The sequence below is a fragment of the Inquilinus sp. 2KB_23 genome (genome assembly GCF_052115705.1).
Taxonomy (GTDB): Bacteria; Pseudomonadota; Alphaproteobacteria; order DSM-16000; family Inquilinaceae; genus Inquilinus; species Inquilinus ginsengisoli_A.
On record NZ_JBFRHF010000020.1, the window covers coordinates 1 to 16,779 of the forward strand.

The 16,779-nt window shown below is 70.8% G+C and carries 16 protein-coding genes; 5 read left to right on the forward strand and 11 right to left on the reverse strand.

The features are described from left to right. From AB4112_RS23615 to AB4112_RS23625, 3 genes are all read right to left on the reverse strand, one after another. A partial coding sequence (locus AB4112_RS23615) for an aromatic amino acid lyase (protein WP_441723373.1) occupies positions 1–750 on the reverse strand: 750 nt, incomplete at its 3' end. 2 nt (positions 751–752) lie between these two features. Continuing rightward, positions 753–1,757, reverse strand: a complete 1,005-nt coding sequence (locus AB4112_RS23620; RefSeq protein WP_441723375.1) for an ornithine cyclodeaminase family protein — start codon at positions 1,755–1,757, stop codon at positions 753–755. A gap of 58 nt (positions 1,758–1,815) precedes the next feature. Further along, positions 1,816–2,682: a LysR family transcriptional regulator gene (locus AB4112_RS23625; RefSeq protein WP_309792251.1), complete on the reverse strand. Its 867-nt coding sequence runs from the start codon at positions 2,680–2,682 to the stop codon at positions 1,816–1,818. A gap of 115 nt (positions 2,683–2,797) precedes the next feature. Here AB4112_RS23625 and AB4112_RS23630 point away from each other — a divergent pair, with 115 nt between their 5' ends. Further along, positions 2,798–4,228, forward strand: coding sequence for an MFS transporter (locus AB4112_RS23630; protein ID WP_441723377.1), 1,431 nt, complete (start codon positions 2,798–2,800; stop codon positions 4,226–4,228). A gap of 3 nt (positions 4,229–4,231) precedes the next feature. Here AB4112_RS23630 and AB4112_RS23635 read toward each other — a convergent pair whose 3' ends face one another. Continuing rightward, a complete protein-coding gene (locus tag AB4112_RS23635; RefSeq protein ID WP_441723379.1) occupies positions 4,232–4,927 on the reverse strand; it encodes a DNA-3-methyladenine glycosylase I in 696 nt (231 codons plus the stop codon). A gap of 102 nt (positions 4,928–5,029) precedes the next feature. Continuing rightward, a complete protein-coding gene (locus tag AB4112_RS23640; RefSeq protein WP_309792254.1) occupies positions 5,030–5,743 on the reverse strand; it encodes a GNAT family N-acetyltransferase in 714 nt (237 codons plus the stop codon). A gap of 156 nt (positions 5,744–5,899) precedes the next feature. Between AB4112_RS23640 and AB4112_RS23645 the strand changes: the two genes are divergently transcribed. After that, positions 5,900–6,865, forward strand: coding sequence for a GlxA family transcriptional regulator (locus AB4112_RS23645; RefSeq protein ID WP_441723381.1), 966 nt, complete (start codon positions 5,900–5,902; stop codon positions 6,863–6,865). Between the two features lie 22 nt (positions 6,866–6,887). Here the strand turns inward: AB4112_RS23645 and AB4112_RS23650 are convergent, their stop codons facing one another. Continuing rightward, positions 6,888–8,432, reverse strand: coding sequence for an FAD-dependent monooxygenase (locus AB4112_RS23650; RefSeq protein WP_441723383.1), 1,545 nt, complete (start codon positions 8,430–8,432; stop codon positions 6,888–6,890). Between the two features lie 297 nt (positions 8,433–8,729). Continuing rightward, a complete protein-coding gene (ettA, locus tag AB4112_RS23655; protein WP_441723385.1) occupies positions 8,730–10,403 on the reverse strand; it encodes an energy-dependent translational throttle protein EttA in 1,674 nt (557 codons plus the stop codon). 154 nt (positions 10,404–10,557) lie between these two features. Between ettA and AB4112_RS23660 the strand changes: the two genes are divergently transcribed. Then, positions 10,558–11,760: a UbiH/UbiF family hydroxylase gene (locus AB4112_RS23660; RefSeq protein WP_441723387.1), complete on the forward strand. Its 1,203-nt coding sequence runs from the start codon at positions 10,558–10,560 to the stop codon at positions 11,758–11,760. A gap of 79 nt (positions 11,761–11,839) precedes the next feature. On the opposite strand, the gene AB4112_RS23665 is transcribed toward AB4112_RS23660, so the two are convergent. After that, complete coding sequence (locus tag AB4112_RS23665) at positions 11,840–13,393, reverse strand: MFS transporter (protein WP_441723389.1); 1,554 nt, start codon at positions 13,391–13,393, stop codon at positions 11,840–11,842. Positions 13,394–13,656: 263 nt separating this feature from the next. Between AB4112_RS23665 and AB4112_RS23670 the strand changes: the two genes are divergently transcribed. Then, on the forward strand, positions 13,657–13,998 hold the full coding sequence (locus tag AB4112_RS23670) for a hypothetical protein (protein WP_441723391.1): 342 nt from the start codon (positions 13,657–13,659) through the stop codon (positions 13,996–13,998). A gap of 13 nt (positions 13,999–14,011) precedes the next feature. Beyond that, entirely contained in the window at positions 14,012–15,052 is a 1,041-nt protein-coding gene (locus AB4112_RS23675; protein WP_441723393.1) for a C-terminal binding protein, read from the forward strand. 80 nt (positions 15,053–15,132) lie between these two features. Here the strand turns inward: AB4112_RS23675 and rpmE are convergent, their stop codons facing one another. The 3 genes from rpmE to AB4112_RS23690 form a co-directional block, all read right to left on the reverse strand. Next, positions 15,133–15,360: a 50S ribosomal protein L31 gene (gene rpmE / locus AB4112_RS23680; protein WP_309792266.1), complete on the reverse strand. Its 228-nt coding sequence runs from the start codon at positions 15,358–15,360 to the stop codon at positions 15,133–15,135. A 77-nt stretch (positions 15,361–15,437) separates the two neighbouring features. Next, on the reverse strand, positions 15,438–15,869 hold the full coding sequence (locus AB4112_RS23685; RefSeq protein WP_309792267.1) for an HIT family protein: 432 nt from the start codon (positions 15,867–15,869) through the stop codon (positions 15,438–15,440). Then, complete coding sequence (locus AB4112_RS23690; protein WP_441723396.1) at positions 15,866–16,648, reverse strand: SDR family NAD(P)-dependent oxidoreductase; 783 nt, start codon at positions 16,646–16,648, stop codon at positions 15,866–15,868. Before AB4112_RS23690 ends, AB4112_RS23685 begins: the two co-directional genes overlap by 4 nt. Positions 16,649–16,779 lie beyond the last annotated feature (131 nt).

Here is a 16,779-nt window from a genome sequence, read left to right on the forward strand (position 1 = left end):
GCCCTGCCCCGGCGCCGGGCGCAGCGCCGCGGCCCGCGGGTCCAGCGGCGCCGGGCCGGCGCGGTAGCCTTCGAAGGACAGGGCCGTGGCCGCCAGCATCGCCCGCAGCGCCTGCGCCGCATCCTCGACCACCAGCGCGCCGATGCCGGCCGAGGCCGCGTTGGCCGAGACCAGGGCCAGCCCGTCCTTGAGGCCGAACACCGGCGGGGCGATGCCGGCGCGGGCCAGCGCCTCGGCGGCCGGCAGGCGCTGGCCCCGGTGCTCCGCCTCGCCCTGGCCCAGCAGCGTCAGCGCGATATGGGCCAGCGGCGGCAGGTCGGATTCGCCGACCGACCCGGTCATCGGCACGACGGGATGCACGCCGTGGTTCAGCAGCGCCGCCAGCGCCTCGGTGACGGCGCGGCAGGCGCCGGAGCGGCCGGCGCACAGCCCCGCCAGCCGGGCGGCGATGATGGCCCGCACCTCGTCCCGCTCCGCCAGCCGTCCGACCCCGACGGCGCGGCCGGGCGGGATGCGCCGCTGCACCACCGCGGCGTCGGGCTCGATCCGGGTGTCGACGGCGGCGCCGAGCCCGGTGCTGACGCCGTAGATCGCCGCGCCGCCGGCCGCCAGGGCCTCCAGGGCGCGATGCCCGGCCTCGACCCGCTGCAGGGCGGCCTCGTCCAGCAGCACAGTCGCGTCGTCCCGGGCGATGCGCCGGATATCGGCCGTGGTCATCGGCGCGGCGCCGAGGCGAACGGGATCCGTCATGGTCAGGCGAACCGCAGCCGCTGGCCGATCTCCAGCCGCTTCGCCTTCTCCAGCATGGCGTGGCCGAGGGCGATGTCGCTGAGGCTGAGGCCGCGGTGCCAGAACAGGATGGTCTCGTCGTCGCTCTGCCGGCCCGGCTTCAGCCCGGCGACGACCTGCCCCAGCTCGGCGTGCAGCGTCGCCTCGGACAGCTTGCCGGCCTCGACATGGGCGCGCAGCGAGCCGAACTGGCCGCCGCGGCACTGGCCCCAGTCGTCGACCACCATCTTGGCCATGATGTCGGTCAGCGACAGCTCGACCGCGCTCATCGTGCCATAGGGCACCACCAGCGCGCCCGGCTTGATCCAGCCGGTCTTCAAGAGCGGTTCGGGCTGCAGCAGCCGCGAGGCCTCGACCACGATGTCGGCGCCGCGCACCGTCGATTCCCAGTCGGTCATCGCCCGCACCGGCTTGCCGAGGTCCTGGGTCAGTCGCTCGGCGAAGCTGTCGCGGCTTTCCGGCCGGCGGGAATGGACGCGGATCTCGTCGAAGTCGAACAGCTTGTCGAGCAGCCGGACGTTCCAATAGGCGGTGCCGCGCGCGCCGATATGGCCGAGCACACGGCTGTCCTTGCGTGCCAGGTATTTGGCGCCGATCGCGGTGACCGCGCCGGTGCGCATGTCGGTGATCGCGGTGGCGTCCAGGATCGCCTTCGGCATGCCGGTCGCGGGATCGAACAGGTTCAGGATCGCCATCTCGGACGGCAGGCCGCGCTTGTAGTTGTCGACATAGTCGCCGACCACCTTGACCCCGGCGGCGTTGATCGGCGCGCCGATGGCGCCGCGCAGGACGTTGAAGTGCCCGTTCACCGCCGGGTCGGGCTTCAGGTGCATGCGCGGCTCGATCACCGTCTCGCCGCGGCCCTGCGCCGCCAGGCTGGTCTCGATCGCCTGCAGGATCTCGTCGTCGGTGATGGCCAGCGCGTCGATGTCGAGGCCGTTGAGATAGGTCACATAGATCGGCGTCATGGAAGCTCCAGAGCGAAGGCATCGGCAGTCGGCGGCAAGTCAAGCACGTTCGCCGCGGTCAGGCTGCCTCGTTGCGACGCGTCGAGACGCCGCGCAATGTCGCAGCCAGCACCCGCAGCGCGGCGCGGCTGCGCGGGTCGGTGACATTGGCGTGCAGCACGGCCTCGGCGGGCGGCAGCGGCGGCAGGCCCAGCCGGTCGCCGACATCGACCGCGCCGACCGGCGCCACCCGGCGGGCCAGCGCCGCCACCGCCAGCCCGGCCGTCACCGCGGCGCCGACGCCGACGATGCCGCCGCCGACGAAGACCTCCCTCCAGGCGATGCCGGCGGCGTCCAGCGCCTTGATGGCATTGGCGCGGATGCTGCAGGGCGCGGCCAGCGAGGCCAGGCGCAGGGGCCGGGTGTCGTGATGCGCCCAGTTGGGCGATGCGAACCAGGCGACCGGGTCAGCCGTCAGGAACTCGCCGTCGCGCCGGTCCGGCAGCTGGCGGATGATGGCGGCATCGATCTCGCCCCGGTCGAAGGCATCCAGCAGCTCGCGCGACGCGCCGATCCGCACCTCGATGGTCAGCGCCGGGTCGTGGCCGGCCAGCTGGGCCAGCAGCACCGGCAGGTCGGGCCCGGCGACGTGGTCGCCGATGCCCAGCGCCAGGCGGGCCGGCGCCTCCGACAGGTCGGCCAGGGCCTGGTCATGGGCCGACAGCAGCGCCCGCGCCGCGCCCAGGAAGGCGGCGCCCTGGGCCGACAGCCGCACCATCCGCGGCGTGCGCTCCAGCAGGCGCCGTCCCAGTCGGTCCTCCAGCCGCTTCAGCTTCAGGCTGACCGCCGCCTGCGAGGTCTCCAGCGCCTCCGCCGCGCGGGTGAAGCTGCGCAGCTCGGCCACCGCGACGAAGGCCTGCACCGCCTCGATGTCCAGCGTCTTCATGGCCACACCATAGCAATTCGATATCTATGAAATATCCAGCCATACGATTTCAAAATAATCAAGCCGCGCCCAACTTGAGGTCACGCGCCGATGCAGCCACGACCGAGGACCACCGATGGCACCCGACCCCACCCCCGATCCGCGACGCTGGCCGGCCCTGGCGGTGCTGCTGGTCGGGGCCCTGCTGCCGCCGCTGGACTTCAGCATCGTCAACCTGGCGCTGCCCTCGATCCAGGCGGATCTGCGGGCCAGCCCCGGCGAGGTCCAGTTCGTGATCTCGGCCTATGCCGCCACCTATGCCGTGTTCCTGATCACCGGCGGGCGGCTGGGCGACCTGTTCGGGCGCCGCCGGCTGTTCACCCTCGGCATCGCCGGCTTCACCCTGGCCTCGCTGCTCTGCGCCGCCGCCTGGTCGCCGACCGCCCTGATCGCCGGCCGCATCCTGCAGGGCGTCGCCGCCACCGCCATGGCGCCGCAGGTGCTGGCCTCGATCCGGGTGATGTTCCCGGCCGCGGAACAGGGGTTGGCGCTGGGGCTGTACGGCGCCACCTTCAGCCTCGCCTTCATCATCGGCCAGGTGCTGGGCGGGGTGCTGATCGCCCTGCACCCCTTCGGGCTGGGCTGGCCGGCAATCTTCCTGGTCAACCTGCCGATCGGCCTCGCCGGGCTGGCCGGCAGCCGGCTGTTCCTGGCGGAATCCCGGGCGGCGACGGCGCCGCGGCTCGATCTCGGCGGGGTGGCGCTGCTGTCGCTGACCCTCGCCCTGTTGGTCTATCCGCTGGTCGAGGGCCGCCAGGCCGGCTGGCCCGCCTGGTGCTTCGCCCTGCTGGCCGCGGCCCCGCTGGCGCTGGCCGGCTTCATCCGGTTCGAACAGCGCCTGGCCGCACGCGGCGGGGCGCCGCTGGTGGACCTCGCCCTGTTCCGCGGCCGCGACTTCGTGGTCGGGCTGGCCGCTGCCTTGAGCTTCTACATGCTGTCCTCCTTCTACCTCACCTTCTCCGTCTACCAGCAGGGCGGGCTGCACCGGGGCACGCTGGCGGCCGCGATTGCCATCCTGCCCTTCCTGGGCGCGGTCTTCGCCAGCTCCTTCGCCGCGCCGGCCGGGATGCGGCGGCTCGGCCCGCGGGTGCTGACCCTGGGCTTCGCCGCCCAGATCCTCGGCTTCGGCACCGTCGCCCTGGCCGTCGCCGAGGCCTGGCCGCCGGCGGCGCTGGATTTGGGCCTGGTCCTGGCCGGCCTCGGCTACGGCGTGGTGCTGCCCTCGGCGATCAAGGTGGTGATCGGCGGGGTGGCAGAGCGGCAGGCCGGCCTCGCCTCCGGCATCGTGATCTCGGTGCTGCAGATCGGGGCGGCGCTGGGCGTCGCCATCATCGGCGGCCTGTTCTACGGCGCGCTCGGGCCCCGGCCCGACGCGGCCGCGCATGCCCAGGCCTTCGCCCTGGCGCTGGGCGCCAATGTCGCCCTGCTGGGAGTGGGCGCGGCGCTGTCGCTGATGCTGCGCCGTCCGCCCGCCGCGGCGGTGCGGCTGGCGGTTTCGGCCGAGTGACCCTCAACGGCGGCCGTGCCCGATGTCGCCGATGCTCATGGCCAGGATGCGACTGATGGCGGTGAGGTCCCGCCCCGATTCCGCGGACCAGCGGTTGAACGCCTGCTGCATGGCCTTGAAGTCGCCCTTGCCGCCCGGCGCCTTGGTCAGAACGCCCTCGCGGATCAGCGCGGCCACGACGTCGCCGGTCGGGATGAAGGCCGGCTTGCCGATGCCGCGCAGGAACCGCATGCCGGTGTCGCCGCCCAGGCGGTTGCCGCGCTTCTTCAGGACCTCCAGCAGGCCGACATAGTCGGCGTCCGGCCAATCCGCCAGGAACCGGGCGGCGCTGCCGTGTTCGGCCGCCAAGTCCAGCAGGAACTGGGCATTGGCGGTGACCGACTGGATCTTGGCGCCGTGCCGGACGATACGGGTGTCCTTCAGCAGCGCGTCGAACCGCTCCTCGGACAGCGCGGCGCAGCGATGGGGATCGAAGCCCTCGAACGCGGCCTCGAAGCCGTCCCATTTGGCGGCGATCACCTTGGAGGCGAAGCCAGCGTTGAAGATGCGCCGGGTCATCTCCGCCAGGATGCGGTCATCCGGCGTCGCGGCGATCTCCGCCGGGGTCCGGGACCGGGTCTCGGCCAGCGCGCTCTCCAGCCCATCCATGCCGCCGCGGCGCTTGGCCGCCAGCGCGATGACCGTCGTGAAATCACCCATGCCCGCAGTCCTCCGGTTCGGCGCAGGCGGACAGGAGAGCCCCTCCCTTCGCCTCGATCCAGAGGAAAATCCGGACCTTGCGTCGCGCTGCCAGCGGGAGCCTCAGCCCGCCATGTCCGAGCGCTGCATGATGGCGAGGTGAAGCGTCGTCCGGATGACGAAGCCCAGCCGCTCATAGAGCGCGATCGCCCCCAGGTTGCCCTCCAAGACATGCAGGATCGGGGTTTCCCCACGCTCCGAAATCGTCTGCATCAGGCTCTTCATCAGCAGCTGCGCGTGGCCCTTCCCGCGATCGTCCGGGTGGACGCAGACCGCGCTGATCTCGGTGTAGCCGTCGAGATGCATCCGCTCTCCGGCCATCGCCGCCAGCCGGTCGCCGTCGCGGATGCCGATGTAGCGGCCGAGCTGATAGGTCCGGGGGAAGAATGGCCCCGGCTTGGTCAGGGCGGTCAGTTCGAGCATGGCCGGGACGTCGCTTTCGCCCAGCAACACCGGCGAGACATCCGGCCCATCGGGACTATCCCCCAGCGCGATCATCTGGCGCAGCACCAGTCTGGACTTCACCTCGAACCCATCCAGCGCGTCGACGGAGGTCAAGGTCTGCAGCGCCACCGGACCGTCCGCGGCCAGGGCCCGGAGGTCGGACACCGCTTCGGGCGAGACATCGGCCACCGCGGCGAACGGTGCGATGTCCGAGGGGTAGCGACGGGCCCGATCGCCGCCCAGGGCCAGCGACCGGTGCTTCGAGGTCAATGCCGACCAGATCGGCCGGTCGAGGGCCGCCTCATCCCGGGCGGAAAGCGTGCGTATGGTCATGGAGTGCCTTTTCGAAAAGCCGCGGCCGGGCGCCCGGCCGTGCTCAAAGCGAGGCGCCGAGGAGGCTGAGTGGGACGGCCGCAGTGCTCAAGATCGTAGATCCCGGCCCACAGTCGCACTATTGTCGTAAATGACAATCTTGAGGTCATTCACGTCATGCGACTGATGGTTCTCGCCCTCGACGGCGTTTTCGACACCGGCCTGACCGTGTTCCTGGACATGTTCTCGACCGCGAACGAGCTGGCGGCCGCCCAGGGCATCGCGACCCCTCCGTTCGAGATCGCCCTCGTCGGGGTGCGGCCGCAGATCCGCACCGCACTCGGCCTGACGGCCAGCGTCGAGCTGGCCGACGCCGTGCGCAAGCCCGACTGGGTGGTGGTGCCGGCGCTGAACACCAAGCAGCCGGAGCGGCTGGTCGAGGCGCTGGGGCGGCCGGACGTGCTCGACGCGATGGCGCAGCTTCGCCGCTGGCAGGCCGGCGGCATCGGTGTGGCGGCGGCCTGCATCGGCACCTTCCTGCTGGCCGAAGCCGGGCTGCTGGCCGGGCTGGAGGCGACGACCACCTGGTCGCTCGCCCCGCTGTTCCGCCAGCGCTATCCGGACGTGCGGCTGGACGATGGGCGGATGATCGTTCCCGCCGGCCGCATCGTCACCGCCGGGGCGGCGATGGGCCATCTGGACCTGGCGCTGTGGCTGATGCGGCAGGCCAGCCCCGAGATGGCGGCGGTGGTCGCGCGCTTCATGCTGGTCGACCGGCGGCCGTCCCAGGCCCAGTACGTCATCCCCAACCACCTGGCCCATGCAGACCCGCTGGTCGAGCGCTTCGAGCGCTGGGCGCGCGCCAACCTGGCCGCGGGCTTCTCGCTGCAGGAGGCGGCGAAGGCGCTGGCCGTCGGCCCCCGCACCCTGCAGCGCCGCACCGAGGCGGTGATCGGGAAGTCGCCCCTCGCCTTCTTCCAGGACATGCGGGTCGAGCGCGCGCAGCACCTGATCTCGATCGGGCAGGACCTCGAGGCGGTCACCACCGAGGTCGGCTACGCCGATTCCGCGACCTTGCGGACCCTGCTGCGTCGCCGCCTCGGCCGCGGCGTGCGCGAGCTGCGGGCCGAGATGCAGCTCTGAACGGCGCAGCCGTCGGTCGGGATCAGGCGCCCGGGCCGAACCAGCGTGATGCGGCCTCGGCGGCGTCCCCCTCGTCGGGGTTGGCCTCGCTGGCCCAGGCTATAAAGCCGTCGGGGCGCACCAGCACGGCGCTCAGGCCCAGCCGGTCCTTGGCGTCGCCGGCGATATAGGCGATCCGACCGCTCCAGCGGCTCGCCAGCGCCTGGAGCGAGGCGCGGGAATCGAAGTCCAGGAGCAGACCTTTCCCTTCGCGGAGCAGAGCGCCGATCCGGGTCCCGTCGGCCAGCTCGAAGTCGGGCACGCTGCGGCCCACCAGTGGGTGGCTGCCGCCGAGATCGTAGCGGAGGGACACGCCCCAGACGCGCTCGGCGAAGTAGGTCGCGCCGTCGCGGGTGTCGATGAGATCGCGGATGATAGCTTCGAGCGCGCGGGTGCTCCGGGTCGGCCGCATCAGCGCGACCTGGGCGCGCGACCAGTCGAGAACCTGCGCCCCCACCGGATGCCGTTCGCTGCCATAGCTGTCGAGCAGGCCGGCCGGCGCGTCGCCACGGATGGTGGACGCCAGCTTCCACCCCAGGTTCATGGCGTCGCCCAGCCCGAGGTTGAGCCCCTGGCCGCCCAGGGGGGAATGGATGTGCGCGGCGTCGCCGGCCAGCAGCACCCGCCCCTTGCAGTACAGGTCCGCCTGATAGGCGCGATCGGTCCAGGTGGCGGCCTGCCGCAGCGCCGTCACGGTGACGTCGGTGCCGGAGACCCGGCGCAGGACCGCCTGCACATGCTCGGGCGTGATCGGCTGGATGCGATGGGACGCCCCGCCGTCGAAATCGACCATCGCGATCGTCCCGGGCCGGGAGAAGGTGTACATGCCCGTCGACGTGTAGTGACGGCCGGGATCGAGCTTGTCCGGATCGGCCAGCTCGACCTCGGCGGAGTAGCCGGTGAATTCGGGGTCGGTGCCGGTGAACGCGAAGCCACCGGCCTTGCGCACCATGCTGCGGCCGCCATCGCATCCGACCAGCCAGCGCCCGCGGACCACCTCGTCGCCGGCGCGAATGGTCACCTCTTCGTCGGATGAATCGAAGCCGTCGACGCCGAGGCCGCGCCGGATCTCGACACCCAGTGCGAGGGCCTGGGCGGCGAGGACGGATTCGATGTGCTCCGTCTCGACCGCCATGTTGGTGCCGGCCGGGCCGGGCAGGCGGTACGGCCATTTCGAGGTGTCGATGCTGTCGAGGTAGAACTGGATGCCGGCGAAATGGCCGCCGGGGCGGCGCGCCTGCTGCATCCAATGCTGGGCATTTGACCCGCGGCCGGCCGCCCCCTCTTTCGCGGGTCGCGGCGCCGCGATGTCGTCCAGCAGCCCGCGGCGGTAGAGGGCTTCGATGGTCGGCGCCGAAAGGCCGCGCAACCCGAACGGCAGCCGCTTCAGGGGCGAGCGCGGATCCTCGGCCTGCTCCAGCACCAGCACCGAGAGGCCGGCGAGCCGCAACTCGCAGGCGAGAAACAGGCCGACCGGGCCGGCGCCGGCGATCACGACGTCATGGAGAGCGGGGTGGTGGCTGTGCATGGACCTACTCCTTCGTCAGCGATCGACCGGAGCGGTTCGTCGGTTCGAGAACCACACGGACGAACAAGGGGACGCCGGGCGGCGTCCGATGTTCGTCGTGGGGATCCCCTGCACGAGGCGAGAGACCAGAGCTTCCGTTTCCGAAAGGACTTGGGCTTACCAAACCAAGTCTGCCTTTTCCGACGCGGGCTCTATAGCGCCGTGGCGACGGGTCCGCAATGGACATGGCGCGGCGTTCACGGATGTTGGGTTCGCGAACCGCGAACCCAACCTACGAGCCCTCCCGCAGCCCCCGCCTCAGCGGGTCAGCGGCCGGTACTTGATGCGGTGCGGCTGGTCCGCCTCGGTGCCCAGGCGACGATGGCGGTCCTTCTCGTAATCCTCGTAGTTGCCCTCGAACCACACCACCTGGCTGTCGCCTTCGAAGGCCAGGATGTGGGTCGCCAGCCGGTCGAGGAAGAAGCGATCGTGGCTGATGACGATGGCGCAGCCCGGGAAGGTCAGCAGCGATTCCTCCAGCGCCCGCAGCGTCTCGACGTCGAGGTCGTTGGTCGGTTCGTCGAGCAGCAGGACGTTGGCGCCGGATTTCAGCATCTTGGCGAGGTGGACGCGGTTGCGCTCACCGCCCGAGAGCTGGCCGACCTTCTTCTGCTGGTCGCCGCCCTTGAAGTTGAAGGCGCCGACATAGGCCCGGCTGGGCATCTTGCGCTTGCCCAGGTCGATCTCGTCGAGCCCGCCGGAGATCTCCTCCCACACCGTCTTGGTCGGGGACAGGTCGTCGCGGCTCTGGTCGACATAGCCGAGCTTCACGGTCTCGCCGACGCGCAGGGTGCCGCCATCCGGCGTCTCCTGGCCGGTGATCATCTTGAACAGGGTCGACTTGCCGGCGCCGTTCGGGCCGATGACGCCGACGATGCCGCCGCGCGGCAGGCGGAAGCTGAGATTGTCGATCAGCAGCCGGTCGCCGAAGCCCTTGGACAGGGCCTGGGTGTCGATGACGTTGTCGCCCAGCCGCTCCGGCGTCGGGATCAGGATCTGGGCCTGGCCCGGCGCCTGGTCGCGGCTCTGCGCCAGCAGATCCTCATAGGCATGGATACGGGCCTTCTGCTTGGCCTGGCGGCCGCGGGCACCCTGCCGGATCCAGTCCAACTCCTCGGCCAGGGTCTTCTGCCGGCTCGACTCCTCCTTGGACTCCTGGGCCAGGCGCTTTTCCTTGGCCTCGAGATAGGCCGAGTAGTTGCCCTCGTAGGGAATGCCGCGGCCGCGATCGAGTTCAAGGATCCAGCTGGTGACGTTGTCGAGGAAGTAGCGGTCATGGGTGACCATGACGACCGTGCCCTTGTAGTCCTCGAGATGGCGCTCGAGCCAGGCGACGGATTCGGCGTCGAGATGGTTGGTGGGCTCGTCGAGCAGCAGCAGGTCCGGCTTGGCGAGGAGCAGCTTGGCCAGGGCGACGCGGCGGCGCTCGCCACCGGACAGGTTGGTCACCGGGCTGTCGCCCGGCGGGCAGCGCAGCGCGTCCATGGCGATCTCGACGGTGCGCTCGAGGTCCCAGGCGTCGGCGGCGTCGATCTTCTCCTGCAGCTCCGCCTGCTCGGCGATCAGCGCATCGAAATCGGCATCGGGCTCGCCCATTGCCTCGCTGACGGCATTGAAGCGGTCGACCAGGCCCTTGATCGGGCCCAGGCCTTCCATCACGTTCTCGGCGACGGTCTTGTCGGGGTTCAGCTCCGGCTCCTGCGAGAGGTGGCCGACGGTGGCGCCCTGGGCGACCCAGGCCTCGCCGGTGAACTCCTTGTCCATGCCGGCCATGATCCGCATCAGGGTCGACTTGCCCGAGCCGTTCGGCCCCAGCACGCCGATCTTCACCCCCGGCAGGAAGGACAGCCAGATCTTCTCCAGCACGACCTTTCCGCCCGGATAGGCCTTGGTCATGTCCTTCATCACGAAGACGTACTGGTAGGAGGCCATCGAAGCCGCTCCGTCACAAACCGGTCTGGGGAGGCCCGGGTTTTAGCCCATGGGGCGGCACAAGGCCAGGGGCGCGACTGCATGCGGCCCCCGCACGGCTGCGGGGGCCGATGCCGCAGTGGCCAACCGCCTCCCGCCTGCTATGACGTCGCGCATGACTCGCCGAGCTTCCCCCAGGGACAAGACCGAAGCGAAACCCGCCGACGTGATCGTGGTCGGCGGCGGCCCGGCCGGGCTGCTGGCGGCGCTGCTGTTGGCCGAGGCCGGCGCCGAGACCGTGCTGGTCGCCCCGCCGGCGCCGGAGGACCACCGCACCACCGGCCTGCTGGCCGGGTCGGTCGCCATCCTCGACAAGGCCGGGCTGTGGTCCGGCCTGTGCGCCAAGGCCGCGCCGCTGCGGGCGATCCGGCTGATCGACGATGGCGGCCGGCGGATCCGCGGGCCGGAGGTGCTGTTCCGCGCCGCCGAGATCGGCCTCGACGCCTTCGGCCACAACATCGCCAACCGCGACCTGGTGCCGGCCCTGGCCCGGGCGGTGGCGGAGACACCGGGTCTGCGCCGGGTCGAGGAGCCGGCGGCGTCGATCCGCATCGACGGCACCGGGGCGACCGTGCGCACCGCGGGCGGGGCATCCCTGCGCGGCCGGCTGGTGGTCGGCGCCGACGGCCGCGGCTCTCCGGTGCGGACGGCCGCCGGCATCGGGCTGCGGCGCTGGGGCTACGACCAGTCGGCGCTGGTGGCGGTGCTGCGGCACGAACGCGGCCATGACGACATCTCGACCGAGATCCACACCGAGGCCGGGCCTTTCACCCTGGTCCCGCTGGGTGATCGGCGGTCCAGCCTGGTCTGGGTGGCGCGGCCGGCCGAGGCCGCGGCGCTGGCGGCGCTGGACGACGACGCCCTGGCCCAGGCGATCGGGCGGCGGGCCGGGCCGATCCTGGGCGCGGTGACGCTGGACGGCCCGCGCCAGGTGTTTCCGCTGTCCGGCCAGGCCGCGCGGCGGCTGGCGGCGCCGCGGGCGGCGCTGGTCGGCGAGGCCGCGCATGTGGTGCCGCCGATCGGCGCCCAGGGGCTCAATCTCGGCTTCCGCGACGCCGCGGCCCTGGCCGGGGTGGTGGCCTGGGCCCTGAAGGCCGGGATGGATCCCGGCGCCGCCGCGGTGATGGCGCGCTACGAGGCGAAGCGGCGCGGCGACGTCGCCAGCCGCACTGCCGGGGTCGACCTGCTGAACCGGTCGCTGCTGACCGATGCCGCGCCGGCCCTGGCCCTGCGCGCGCTGGCGCTGCAGGCGGTGAAGCGGATCGCGCCGCTGCGCCGGCTGCTGATGCGCGAGGGCATCGCCCCGGGCGGCGCCTGATCCCCAAAGGAAAACGGCGGAGCCCGGAGGCCCCGCCGTCGTTTCATTGACCGGTCGATCGGTCAATCCGATTGAGCGATCAATCCGTGATGTTCATGGTCGTCCGGTCGCGTAGGAACAGGGCGCCGACCACCACCGTGATCACCGCCACCACGATCGGGTACCACAGCCCGTAATAGATGTTGCCGGTGGCCGCCACCATGGCCGTGGCCAGCAGCGGCAGCATGCCGCCGAACCAGCCATTGCCGATGTGGTAGGGCAGCGACATCGAAGTGTAGCGGATCCTGGTCGGGAACAGCTCGACCAGGAAGGCCGCGATCGGTCCGTACACCATGGTGACGTAGAGGATCATGATGACCAGGATCAGCAACGTCATCGGGTAGTTGACCTGGCTCTTGTCCGCCGCCTTGGGGTATTTCGCCTCCGCCAGCACCGCCGTGAACTGGTCCTGGTTCCAGCCGGCGATCTCGGTGGTCCCGATCCTGGTCGCCACCGGGCTGCCCGCCGCCCCATTGGCCGAGGTGAAGGACAGGCCCGCGGCGGTCAGGTAACCCTTCACCCGATCGCAGTCGCTGTAGACCGTGTTGCCGGTCGGGAACAGGTGGAAGGCGCAGGTCGCCGGATCGGCCGTGACCGTGATCGGCGTCGAGACCTGGAAGCTTTCCAGCGCCGGGTTGACGTAGTGGGTCAGCCCCTGGAACAGCGGGAAATAGGTGATCGCGCCCAACAGGCAGCCGGCCAGGATGATCTTGAGCCGGCCGATGCGGTCCGACAGCCAGCCGAAGAACACGAAGAACGGCGTGCCGATCAGGAGCGCCAGGCCGAGCAGCGAGTAGGTCGAGATGTAGTCGAGCTTCAGCGTCGTCGACAGGAAGAACAGGGCGTAGAACTGGCCGCAGTACCAGATCACCCCCTGCCCCGCCGTGGCGCCGAGCAGGGCCAGCAGCACGAGCTTGTTGTTGGGGTAGCGGAAGAAGCTGTCGCGGATCGGGTGGTCCGAGCCGCGGCCTTCCGCCTTCATCCGCTGGAACACCGGGGATTCGTTCAGCCTCGACCGGATGTAGAGCGAGAAGACCAGCAGGACCACGGAGACCAGGAACGGCACGCGCCAGCCCCAGGCGGCGAAGGCCGGGGCGTCGAAACCCCAGCGGCACAGGCCGATCACCAGCAGCGACAGAAAGAAGCCGATCGTGGCGGTGGTCTGGATCCAGCTGGTGGAATAGCCACGGCCGTTCGCCGGCGCATGTTCGGCGACATAGGTCGCGGCGCCGCCATATTCGCCGCCCAGCGCCAGGCCCTGTAGCAGCCGCAGCACGACCAGCAGGATCGGCGCCCAGGTGCCGATCGTCTCATAGGTCGGCAGCACGCCGACCAGGACGGTCGAGGCGCCCATCACCAGGATGGTGACCAGGAAGGTGTATTTGCGGCCGACGATGTCGCCGATATGGCCGAAGACCACGGCGCCGAACGGCCGCACCAGGAAGCCGGCGGCATAGGTGGCGAAGGCGGCGAGCAGGGCCGCTGTGTCGTTGCCTTTGGGGAAGAACAGCGCCGCGAAGAAGGGCGCCAGCGTCGCATATAGATAAAAATCGTACCAATCAAAGACGGTGCCGAGCGACGAGGCAAAGATCACCCGCCGCTCTTCTTTCCGACTGACGAGGCGACCACCTGCGTCGGCAATACCGGTCGATATCGTCATGCTGAGTGCCCTCCCCCCACAGTAAGACTCGCCGCTCGTTTCGAGCTGGCATCGAAGTGTGATTGGATGATGACTTGGGACGCAACGGTTTTCCGCAAATTCGATCGATCGGCGGGGATGTGGCGGGCGGCCGCGCGCACTGCTACGGTTCGATGACGGGTCCTGCCCGCCCCTGTCCTTCACAACCGACGGCCCCCATGTCCGCCAAGAAGAACCCCCTCGGTCTCAACCCGCTGCAGTTGAAGACCCTGACCGTGCTCCAGCAGATGGCGCACACCCCCCGTTTCGCCACGCCGCAGGAGGATGGGGCGGTGATGGTGGCGAACTTCCCGCCGCCGCATGGCGACCACTACCATGTCGGCGACGCCACGGTGATGGGCCGGGACATGACCGGGCTGCACAACATCGCGGTGTTCGCGGCGCTGGAGCGCAAGGGGCTGATCCGGTCCGGCTTCCCCGGCGCCGCCGTGATCACGGCTGATGGGCTGGCCTATGACACCGGGCTGGCCGATGCGATTCTGCATCGCGCCGACCACTGACCGGCCGTCTAGCATGGCTGCCCGCTTCACCATCCTGACGCCCGATGCGCAATTCGCCGACGATGCCGTGATCGAACGGCAGGTCGGCGGCGCCGATGTCGAATTCGAGATCCGGCGCGAGCGCGACCGCCGGAAGATCCCGGACGAAGCCTATGCCCGCTGCGACGCGCTGCTGACCTGGCATGAGCTGAAGGTCGACCAATCGGTGATCGACAAGCTGACACGCTGCCGCATCATCGTCCGCGCCGGGGTCGGCTTCGACCACATCGATCTGGCGGCGGCCGGGGCGGCCGGCATCCCGGTGGCGAACACTCCGGACTACGGCACCAGCGAGGTCGCCGACCACGCCATGGGCCTGCTGCTGGGCCTGCTGCGCGGCATCCCGGCCTATGACCAGGCGCTGCAGGCCGACCCCGTCGGCGGCTACACGCTGGAGGCCGGGCACCTGACCCGGCGCATCCGCGGCACCACCCTGGGCATCGTCGGCCTCGGCCGCATCGGCACCGCGACGGCGATGCGGGCCAAGGCCTTCGGGCTCGAGATCCTGGCCTACGACCCCTACATCCCGCGGGGGCAGGAGATCGCGCTCGGCATCACCCGGGTCGAGACCTTGTCCGACCTGCTCGCGGCCAGCGACGCCGTCTCGATCCACGCGCCGCTGACGCCGGAGACGCACAGGCTGTTCGGCGAGGCGGCGCTGTCGATGATGCGGCCGAACGCGGTGCTGATCAACACCGCCCGCGGCGCCATCGTCGACCTGGACGCGCTGCACGACGCGCTGCAGGCCGGCCGGATCGCCGGCGCCGCGCTGGACGTGCTGCCGGAGGAACCCCCGCCGCAGCCGCTGCCGCCGCTGATCGCCGCCTATCACGAGCAGCCGGACTGGCTGCGCGGGCGCCTGATCCTGACCCCGCATGCGGCGTGGTCGAGCCCGGAGAGCGCGGCCGACGCCCGCCGCCTGTCGGCGGAGACGGCGGTGGCCTATCTGCGCAACGGGGCGCTGCGCAACTGCGTCAACGAGGCCGTCCTCGACCGCAAGAAGCTGCGGCGCTGAACGACGAAAAGCCGGCCTCCTCGCGGGGCCGGCTTTCGAAACCAGTGTCGACGGGCGCCCGGCTGGCGGGCGCCGGACGATCAGGACTTCTTCAGACCAAACGCCTCGAAGCGCTTGTTGAACTTCGCAACCTGGCCACCGCGATCGACCAGCTTCTGCACGCCGGTCCAGGCCGGGTGAGACTTCGGGTCGATGTCGAGGCGGATGGTGTCACCCGCCTTGCCGTAGGTGCTGCGAGTCTTGAACTCGGTCCCGTCGGTCATCACGACGTTGATTTCATGGTACTCGGGGTGGATGTCGGTCTTCATGGCCGCGGGCTCCGATCAAACGAGGGGGCCGTATACGCGACCCCGCCGGGATTTGCAAGGTCAGGACCGCAGGGCGGTCATGTCGTTTCTTCGAGGACGGCACCGATCTTCGCCAGCAGCGCCTCGGCCTCGCCCGGGGCATAGGGCTCGGCGGTGCCGGCGCCCCACACCGGGCCGGGCCAGGCGGCGTCGCCCGCCTGCCGCGCCAGGACATGGACATGCAGCTGCGGCACGACATTGCCGAGCGCGCCGATGTTGATCTTGTGCGCCGGGAACGCGGCGGCCAGCGCGCAGGCCGCCAGCATGGTCTCCTGGTGCAGCGCCGCCTGGTCCTCCGGCGCCAAGGCATGCCACTCCACCGCCTGGGCCCGGCGCGGCACCAGCAGCAGCCAGGGGAAGCGCCGGTCGTTCATCAGCCGCAGCTGGGCCAGGGGCCAGTCCTGCCAGGCCAGGGTCGACGCCGCGATCCGCGGGTCGAGCGCGAATCCCGCCTCCTTGGCCGCGCTCATGACGGCAGCCCCACTCGGGCACGCAGCTCGGGGGCGCGGATGGTCAGCTCACGTCCGACCAGATCCTCCGCCTGCGGCCCGCACAGCCAGGCGATGACCCGGGCCGGATGCTCCGGCGGGGCATGGGCCTCGCGCGGCATCCGGCTGACCGGGTTGATGCCGGAGGTCCGGATCTCGCCCTGCATCTCGGTGTCGACCGTGCCGGGGCGGAAGCCGAAGGCGCGGATGCCCTGGCCGGCATATTCGAGATGGATCGACCGGGTCAGCATCGCCAGCCCGGCCTTCCCCGCGCAATAGGCGCTCCAGCCCTCATAGGCGTTCTCGGCCGCGCCGGAGCTGACATTGATGACGGTGCCTCCACCCTGCGCCACCATGCCCGGCAGCGCCGCCCGCAGCGCCGCGAAGGCGCCGAGCAGGTTGACGGTGACGTTCCGCGCCCATTCCGCCGGATCGCAGTCCAGGATATGGCCGATCGGGCCGACCATGCCGGCGTTGTTGACCAAGATGGTCGGCGTGCCCAGCGTCTCCGTCACCTCGCGCAGCATCGCCTCGACCCAGGCGAGATCGCCGATGTCGCCGGCGATGGCCACGGCCCGGCCGCCGGCCCCGCGCAGATCCCGGGCGATGCCGTCGATCGCCTCGGCCGACCGCGCCGTCAGCGCCACCGCGGCGCCCCGGGCCGCCAGCAACCGGGCGGTGGCGGCACCGATGCCGCGACTGGCCCCGGTGATCACGGCCACGGCGCCGTCCAGGCGCGGCAAGGCTTCGGATTCGCTCATTCCAGACTCATTCCTCGCAGTTCCCGGCCCAATCTAGCGGCATAGGTGGCTGGACGTCAGCCTCAGCCTTTGCGTTGCCTCCTGTTTGCGAGAGAGGCAACACGCTCTTTCGTGATCCACCAGCAATTCTC

Bases quoted from the DNA above. Each gene is read 5' to 3' on its own strand.
- AB4112_RS23620 (WP_441723375.1), bottom strand. From the start codon at position 1,757: ATGACGCCGATCTATGTGACCTATCTCAACGGCCTCGACATCGACGCG.
- AB4112_RS23625 (WP_309792251.1), bottom strand. From the start codon at position 2,682: ATGAAGACGCTGGACATCGAGGCGGTGCAGGCCTTCGTCGCGGTGGCC.
- AB4112_RS23630 (WP_441723377.1), top strand. From the start codon at position 2,798: ATGGCACCCGACCCCACCCCCGATCCGCGACGCTGGCCGGCCCTGGCG.
- AB4112_RS23635 (WP_441723379.1), bottom strand. From the start codon at position 4,927: ATGGGTGATTTCACGACGGTCATCGCGCTGGCGGCCAAGCGCCGCGGC.
- AB4112_RS23640 (WP_309792254.1), bottom strand. From the start codon at position 5,743: ATGACCATACGCACGCTTTCCGCCCGGGATGAGGCGGCCCTCGACCGG.
- AB4112_RS23645 (WP_441723381.1), top strand. From the start codon at position 5,900: ATGCGACTGATGGTTCTCGCCCTCGACGGCGTTTTCGACACCGGCCTG.
- AB4112_RS23650 (WP_441723383.1), bottom strand. From the start codon at position 8,432: ATGCACAGCCACCACCCCGCTCTCCATGACGTCGTGATCGCCGGCGCC.
- ettA (WP_441723385.1), bottom strand. From the start codon at position 10,403: ATGGCCTCCTACCAGTACGTCTTCGTGATGAAGGACATGACCAAGGCC.
- AB4112_RS23660 (WP_441723387.1), top strand. From the start codon at position 10,558: ATGACTCGCCGAGCTTCCCCCAGGGACAAGACCGAAGCGAAACCCGCC.
- AB4112_RS23670 (WP_441723391.1), top strand. From the start codon at position 13,657: ATGTCCGCCAAGAAGAACCCCCTCGGTCTCAACCCGCTGCAGTTGAAG.
- AB4112_RS23675 (WP_441723393.1), top strand. From the start codon at position 14,012: ATGGCTGCCCGCTTCACCATCCTGACGCCCGATGCGCAATTCGCCGAC.
- rpmE (WP_309792266.1), bottom strand. From the start codon at position 15,360: ATGAAGACCGACATCCACCCCGAGTACCATGAAATCAACGTCGTGATG.
- AB4112_RS23685 (WP_309792267.1), bottom strand. From the start codon at position 15,869: ATGAGCGCGGCCAAGGAGGCGGGATTCGCGCTCGACCCGCGGATCGCG.
- AB4112_RS23690 (WP_441723396.1), bottom strand. From the start codon at position 16,648: ATGAGCGAATCCGAAGCCTTGCCGCGCCTGGACGGCGCCGTGGCCGTG.